This window comes from Zarconia navalis LEGE 11467 (genome assembly GCF_015207075.1).
Classification (GTDB): Bacteria; Cyanobacteriota; Cyanobacteriia; order Cyanobacteriales; family Geitlerinemataceae; genus Zarconia; species Zarconia navalis.
Window position 1 is genome coordinate 1 of record NZ_JADEXN010000240.1, and the last position, 7,589, is coordinate 7,589.

General features: G+C 46.8%; 8 protein-coding genes and 1 riboswitch. Of the genes, 1 reads left to right on the top strand and 7 read right to left on the bottom strand.

Annotated features, from left to right (window positions below):
* Positions 1–1,180, bottom strand: a 1,180-nt coding sequence (locus IQ235_RS13300; protein WP_264321939.1) for an agmatinase family protein, incomplete at its 3' end; no start/stop codon positions are given.
* 90 nt (positions 1,181–1,270) lie between these two features.
* A riboswitch (guanidine-I (ykkC/yxkD leader) is annotated at positions 1,271–1,396 on the bottom strand.
* Between the two features lie 352 nt (positions 1,397–1,748).
* Between IQ235_RS13300 and IQ235_RS13305 the strand changes: the two genes are divergently transcribed.
* Positions 1,749–2,465: an ROK family protein gene (locus tag IQ235_RS13305; protein ID WP_264321940.1), complete on the top strand. Its 717-nt coding sequence runs from the start codon at positions 1,749–1,751 to the stop codon at positions 2,463–2,465.
* Between the two features lie 192 nt (positions 2,466–2,657).
* On the opposite strand, the gene IQ235_RS13310 is transcribed toward IQ235_RS13305, so the two are convergent.
* The 6 genes from IQ235_RS13310 to IQ235_RS13335 all read right to left on the bottom strand — a co-directional run.
* Positions 2,658–4,040 (bottom strand): serine/threonine protein kinase, encoded by a 1,383-nt coding sequence (locus IQ235_RS13310; protein WP_264321941.1) that lies wholly within the window; start codon positions 4,038–4,040, stop codon positions 2,658–2,660.
* Between the two features lie 47 nt (positions 4,041–4,087).
* Positions 4,088–5,449, bottom strand: a complete 1,362-nt coding sequence (locus tag IQ235_RS13315; protein ID WP_264321942.1) for a serine/threonine protein kinase — start codon at positions 5,447–5,449, stop codon at positions 4,088–4,090.
* Between the two features lie 7 nt (positions 5,450–5,456).
* Positions 5,457–6,068, bottom strand: a complete 612-nt coding sequence (locus tag IQ235_RS13320) for a hypothetical protein (protein ID WP_264321943.1) — start codon at positions 6,066–6,068, stop codon at positions 5,457–5,459.
* Positions 6,069–6,098: 30 nt separating this feature from the next.
* Positions 6,099–6,314 carry a hypothetical protein gene (locus IQ235_RS13325; RefSeq protein ID WP_264321944.1) on the bottom strand — a complete coding sequence of 72 codons (216 nt, stop codon included), beginning with the start codon at positions 6,312–6,314 and terminating at the stop codon, positions 6,099–6,101.
* A gap of 253 nt (positions 6,315–6,567) precedes the next feature.
* Positions 6,568–6,735: a DUF6714 family protein gene (locus IQ235_RS13330; protein WP_264321945.1), complete on the bottom strand. Its 168-nt coding sequence runs from the start codon at positions 6,733–6,735 to the stop codon at positions 6,568–6,570.
* Between the two features lie 192 nt (positions 6,736–6,927).
* A partial coding sequence (locus tag IQ235_RS13335; RefSeq protein WP_264321946.1) for a YoaK family protein occupies positions 6,928–7,589 on the bottom strand: 662 nt, incomplete at its 5' end.

Below are 7,589 nucleotides of genomic sequence, written 5' to 3' on the forward strand. Positions count from 1 at the left end.
AGTTGTGTATAAGAGACAGTTCCAATTCCGGTTGGGCTTCGGGGTGAATGTAGTCGGGTTTTTGCTGGCGAGGAATTTGATTCGATAGCACCAAATGAGCGAGGGTATCGCAGATGACGCGGGTAGCCATCAGGGAGGTGATATCGCTGATATCGTACGGCGGCGACACTTCCACCACTTCCATGCTGCACACGGGGGCCCGTTGGACGATTTTACCGAGTAAATACAGGGCTTCGCGGGGCATCAAACCGCCCGGTTCGGGCCATCCGGTTCCGGGGACGAATCCGGCATCGATGCAGTCGATATCGAAGCTGATATGCACGCAATCTGTACCATCTAAGGCCCGTTCTAAGGCGTACTCGACTGCCGCATCTAGCCCCATTTCGGTAATATCGGTGACGGTGAGAATATTGGTGGCCCGTTCTCGGCAAACTTTCACCCCTTGCCGGGGAACCTGCCAGCCGCCAATGCCGAGTTGAACCAGGTTTTTGGGGGGGGCATTTTTGATATTTGTCGCGTGAAACCAGGGGCAAGTGTGCATCCGTTCGTCGAGGTCGGTTTCTTGGGTATCCACATGGCGATCGAAGTGAATAATCCCGACTTTTTTATCTCCTAAATGGCGACAAATTCCCCGAACGGTGGGATAGCCGATGGAATGGTCGCCGCCTAAAATAATCGGCAATGCCCCGGAACTGAAAACGTGGGCGATGCCTTTAGAAATTTGGTCGAAAGACTTTTCGTTATTGGCGGGAATCGTGAAAATATCCCCCACGTCGCACAGGGTAATTTGCTCGCGCAAATCCACTCCCAGCTCGAAGTTATAGGGGGTGTACAGCGCGGAAATGCGTCGAATGCCTTGGGGGCCGAAACGAGTACCGGGACGGTAGGTGGTGCCGGAATCGTGGGGAACGCCGACAATTGCCACATCGTAGTTCCCCACTTGGCGCACATCTTCGAGATAGGGGGCTTTGAGGAAAGTGTTAATCCCGGCGTAGTGGGGGAGTTCCCCTCGCGAGAAGGTGGGAATGGTGCGATCGCGAATGCTTTGGGCGGCTTCGAGTCCGTATTCTAAGCCGCGATCGACTTCTTGCTGCCAGCCGGTTAGGGGTAATCGGGCTTCTTTGTTCAGGGCTTCTTGGGCTTCGGAATTAGGTCGCCCAAAAATCGGTGGATCTGTCATTAAACTCTGAGGATTGGGAATGTTGGGTCGCAAACTTTTAAAATGCAAAAAAACCCGAAAAAGTAACAACAGAATTTTTCTGCTGTATCCTTCTCCCGGGCTTTTTTCCCGCCGTGTAATCGCTTCGATCGAATAAAGCGACCGGCTTCTCTCGGACCAGACGTTAAAATTTAGAAAATAAACCGAATTTTAACCGGAACCCTAGAAGCTATTTTTTAAGTTTTTCAACATCGTTCAAATTTTTGAAGCTAACAAAATTATTTCTTTTTTTCAACGATGTTGAGGTTCAGTGTATCAATTTTCGACTCCCGCTTTGTATCTTTTTTAACAAAATTAGCGATTGGGTCTCTCAAATCGATCGCGATCGGCTCGGAATGGGGAACAATGCAGTTACACCGAAAATTATTGAAATCTGCATCAAAAATGCCATCGTACGAGGTTGGAATCCGTCTGTGAAAGGCCCCACATTTCATTATCGCTACCCCGATCGGACGAACGGTTCTAATCCGGTTTAACAAAATTATCGCGTCGAGTCATATACTAATCCAAGAACTCAAGGCTGATACCCATGACCGATACCGAGCGCATAACTTCCTCTACGCGCACCCTCGCCGTCGATATTGGCGGTAGTGGAGTGAAAGTGATGGTTCTCGACGAGACAGGAACTCCGCTGAGCGAGCGCCTCCGGGTTCCCACCCCCCAACCTCCCAAACCCGATGCGGTTATCGAGGCGATCGTCCAACTGGCAAAGGATGCGGGAGAGTTCGATCGCGCATCGGTGGGATTTCCCGGCGTGGTACGCAACGGCATCACCTACACCGCCGTCAACCTCGATCCCGATTGGATGGAGTTCGATCTCGCCAGTACGCTGCAAAAACGCCTAGATAAACCCATTCGGGTGGCGAACGATGCGGATATCCAAGGCTATGGCGCGATTTCTGGAAAAGGGGTAGAACTGGTGGTGACTCTGGGGACGGGGTTCGGTTCGGCACTATTTATCAACGGTAGGCTGGTTCCCAATTTGGAAATGGGACACCATCCCTTTCGCAAAAAAGAAACCTACGAGGAACAATTGGGGCGCGCGGCGTTGGATAGAAATGGGAAAAAGGTGTGGAACCAGCGCTTAGAAAAGGCGATCGCAACTCTGGAAAAATTGTTTAACTACGATGCTCTCTACATTGGCGGGGGAGAAACCAAAAAAATTAAGTTCGATCTACCTGAAAATGCAAAAATTGTCCCTAATGTATCCGGCTTGCTCGGCGGCATTATGTTGTGGAAAGATTAGGAAAATATCTCTGGGTAAATTTCTATATTTGGGCGTGGATTCTCGCTGAATTTATAGCAGTTTGCATCAAACATCGACCCCGCAAAGAGTCGATCGGGAGAGGACAATTATGACAACCAACGAGGTAGTGCCCCTGTGCCTACCCCGTTGGTTGTACCTGAACACGCGCAAAAAATAAGCCGATCCCAAGTGTTATTTTTGTGGAGCTCGATCGGAAGAACGTACGGTTGTCAAAAAATCGGAAACTTCATCCACCAACCACTGTTTTTCGACCGGTGTCAATCCATAACCAAATTCATGGCGATCGAAACTGGTTTTTATCGCGCAATTAATTTTTTTAATCCCCTTAAAACTGGTTTGAACATCAAGATAGATATCTTGAATTCGATCGATAGGGATAGAAACATTAGTTTGCTTATACCATAATGGATGTTCGATTTTTAACTCGGATTGATTGACAAATAAATTAAAGTGATTATTGCCCGGAGCAGCACTAGCAAAGATGGGAATACAGGTAATTGCTATCATTAAGAAAAAAATTGGACTTAGGAACATCAAAAATAGAGCAATTACCACAATTAAACCGACCCAAGAAATCAAGAAAATTAGACTCGAATAAGCAGTATTCTTTGCTTTTGTTCGAGATTGAATTACTAAATACCAATCGTCACGTTGAATCTTTAGCTGACTTCCTTTTGGAGGCTGATGGGCCGGTCGGGGAATATAAATAGTTCCCATCGTTTTGAGCGGCGGTGGCGTATCGTATAAGTTTTCTAAAACACCCAACGCTTCTTGCGCCGAGTGATAGCGATCTTCAATGGCGGGTTCTAGCATTTTTTCCAGCCAACTTGCAAATGCTGGCGACATTTGAATGCGATCGCGAAAGTCAATTTTCATCCGCTTTTGAGGCAGTTCGTCCGGAGAACGATGGGCGAATAAAAAGAGTAAGGTTGCCCCCAGTGCATACAAATCTGAGCCGAAAAAAGCTTTTCCTCGAAACTGTTCTGGGGGCATATATCCCACCGTTCCCACAAAGGTTCCACCGCTAACTAAGGTATGGCGATAAACATCCTGCACTGCCCCAAAATCGACTAAATAAACTTGCCCGTTGGGACGACGAATAATATTTTGGGGTTTAATATCGCGGTGAATTACCGGTGGAGAAAGGCGATGTAGGTAATTGAGAATTTCGAGTACTTGTACGCCAATTTGATAAACTTGTTCTTCAGTCGCTCGCCATCCTTTTTGCACCCGTTCGGCTAAAGATTCTCCTTCAATTAATTCTTGAACTAAATAAAACTGGCGATCGCTGGATGTATCTCGATGAAAGTAATCTAAATATTTGGGAATTGATGGATGATTGAGAGTGGCGAGAACCTGGGCTTCTCTCTCAAATAGATCGATCGCTTTCCAGTCCGCCGCTTGTTGTAGAGATAAAACTTTTATCGCTACCCGCTGGTAGTTGCTCAAGTCTTCAGCTTCGTATGTCGTACCGAATGCGCCTTTTCCGATGACAGCCGCAATTCGATAGCGATCGGTAATAATATCGTTGATTTGATGTAGTGAATCGAGCATTGTTTTCATAAAAATAAACTTAAAAATTGCCAAATTAGGGCAGTCAGTTAGTTTTTTCTGGGCTTAAAAGAGGCGATCGCCCTGGAAGAGAGTTTAGAGCAGTTGTCCGATCTTTCTATGTCTAGTGGTTGCAGCCGGCGCAAATTCAAAAATTCAGAAAGTCTGATTTCCAACCATTTCTTCTCGTACTGACTAATGAAGCCACCAAAATTATATTTACGTACGCCTTCCCAAATCACTAAATTGAAGAGGGTTTTGCCTTTCGACCCCCGCGTCACTTCTACATCCACCAGCTTGATATCCGCCGTCTGACCTTTGATTTCCTGAAAACATATACCGAACCATCGCTTTTTGAGTATGAATTTTTGGCGATCGATAAACAAAGATTGCGAGCCGAGTAAAGATATAAATGGTATTGCCAGCAAAATGAATATCGGCCAGGCAAAAAAACTAAGAACGATCGTGATGGTGGTTAAGCTTAAAATTAAATTCCAATGGAGTGGAATTAGGCAAACCAAAGAGTTTTCGGTTGTCATTAGTGAAATTCGAGAACCGCGCGGACCGTTATGAGATGTCACTTCACGTACCGATGGTTTTAAGGGAAGCGAGAGTGCAGATATCGCCTCGCGGGCTGATGCAAACCGATCTTCTACCGCCGGTGCGAGCATTTTCTCCAACCACTGACTCAATGCCGGCGAAATATTAACGTGGCGGTGAAAGTCGATTTTCATCCGTGTTTGCGGCAGTTCTGCTGGAGATTTCCCGCTCAGCAAAAATAGCAACGTCGCCCCCAAAGCGTACAAATCCGACGCTGCCCCCACTTGTCCTCGAAACTGTTCGTGGGGCATATATCCCAACGTGCCCACAAACGTGCCGCCACGGGTGAGGGTGTTGCGGTAAACATCCTGCACCGCGCCAAAATCTACCAAATACAGCTTGTCGTTGGTATGGCGAATGATATTTTGCGGTTTGATGTCCCGGTGAATCACCGGGGGGGTTAACTGGTGCAGGTAATTGAGGATATCGAGCAGTTGCAGTGCCATCTTGCGCACCCGACGTTCGTCAGGTTGCCAACCCTTCTCCACCAGCGCCGCCAAAGATTCTCCCACCGCCAACTCTTGCACTAAATAAAAACGGCGATCGGTTGAGGTATCCTCGTCGAAGCGATCGAGATATTTGGGAATCCCCGGATGCTGCAAATTCGCCAGTACTCGCGCCTCGCGATCGAATAATTCGATAATCTTCCAGTCCTGCGTCTGACGCAAAGACACCACCTTTATCGCCACCCGTTGGTAGTTGGTGAGGTCTTCGGCTTCGTAAGTGGTTCCCATGGAACCTTCTCCGATGGGAGAAACAATACGATAGCGATCTCTAATAATATCGTTGGTTTGATATAATAAGTTTTTCATTTTTTCGTCAAGCTATTGTTTGAGCAGATAATAAAAATCGTTGATTCTTTTCAATTTTCAAGAATAAATTAACCCTTGCCGTAATATTTTCTCGGTCTCGATCGGACAGCCTCGAACCAAAATAATGTTTTTTAACGAATTTATATTTGCAACTTTCTTCCCAAATAACTAAAGTCGTTTTTGCTTTGGCTGAGTGACGAACGGATACATCCACCTTCAAAATATGAGCGGTTCGACCGTAAACTCGAAACCAGGTTAAACCCATCCATTTTCGTTCGAGACAGAAATGCATTCGATCGATTTCTAAAGATTCTCGATCGCATTGCAATAATCCCAAAATGAAAACGAAGAAGAACGAAATTGCTAAGCAAATTATTGAAGATTTCGGTATCTCTAAAAAATCAAAATGCCAGATGGCGAGACCAAAACCGGCGATAAACCCGCTCGCAAATATCATCATCTGATACCAATTTGGGATAATTTCGCAGGTGATGCGAGAGTCTGTTTGACGAATATTTGTTTTAAAGGCAAGCTGACTCAATTGGGCGATCGGTTTGAAAGTTGCGGTTCGATCGGGAGCAACCCAGAATTTAGATTTGAAATCAAGATTCGTGTCCATTTTGGAATATATTTGATTTTGTGATGTTTTCTACCGACTGGCGGCATCCCGTCGCCAACCGGGCGCACCATTAGAAGGTGGCTCGAAACTCGATTCGCGATCGCTCGAGACTGGATGTGCGGAAGCTTTAACGTCTCGGTTCCACGAAGAAACCAGTATTGCAATACTCAAGCCGATAAGCAGGAGGGCGAAAACAGTGGCGATGCGATCGCGTCCTGCAATAATTTGTAGGTGGGAAATTTTCATATTCGATCGCCATAAGCCTGTAATTCCCTAATGTCTAAATCAATTAAGGAATTATTGTCATCTAAGCACTACACAGATACACAAACGGGATTTGTGTACGTAGACTCACATCGCCAGAACTTACGCAAAGCCGCCATCTATGATGTTTTGCGGAGCGTAGCGGACAGAGGGTATTCCCGGTAGCCTCTACATCGGTTGCCGTTGCACAAGTCCCAATCGCGCAAATTCGCGAGGTATTCCATCGAACTTGGACTTACACAGAATCGATCTCTTCAGGTAAAAACTGCCCCCAGTAATTGCCCAGTGCCCGCTTGAGGCCAACTCCATCATCACGATCCAACTCAACCAGACTCGGAAGAGACTGGAGGTATTGCGCGATCGCCTGTTTTTGCTGCATGTTGAGGGCGCTGTAGCCTGTCATAATTTCTGTAATGGACTAATTTCGTTAATTTTTAAAGTCTTCAAATCAAAAGAAACGTTAAAAGCTGAAGACAAATATAAAAATAAAAATAAGATCGACTTCGAGCTGAGTTAGGCTAATTCATTCATGTAAGAGGTCTAATAGAATGGGCAGTTTCAAACACGAAATCTCACCACCCTCAACCTTTCGTTTTTAACCCGATTTCTTAGGGCTTTCTTTTGCCTGAGCCGTTAGAGAGAATGCCAGAGTCGAACCTAGTACGATCGCTGCCATGATGGCAAGCGTCACAGCAACACCCCATCGATTATAAAGTAACGCTCCGATTGATGCGCCGCTTGATAAAAGCACCACTGAGCCGATACGGCGTAATGTGCGTTGCGAATTATTGCCGCCGAGTGGTGAATCTGCTGCCAAACCGGTCAAGGTTAGCGTTAATACGGTAGTTTTCATATCGGGCACGGAAAGGCGAGTGATGGTGGCACTGCGAAGCCCCATGGCCATTGCCGTAAGCGCGATCGCGATCGAAACGGCATCCTCTGGTAAGGAATCGCCACTGCCACGAGCAAACGCATATCCGATTACCGCAGCAGCCAACAGCAATCCTGATTCTGCATACGCCATCGGCAATAACCATGCACGGTGCGACGCATTCATACGGCGCTTTGCCCACCGACCCCCAAAGGCCGCCCCGAGCAGAAAAAACGCGATCGCAAGAGATGAACGGAATGCCGAAGCATAATCCGCGCCGCCACCAAGACTCAATCCAATGAGCACCGTATTTCCCGTCATCAACGAGGTAAACACACCGCCTAGTCCCAAGATACTCACAGCATCGACCATTCCAGCCGTAAAGG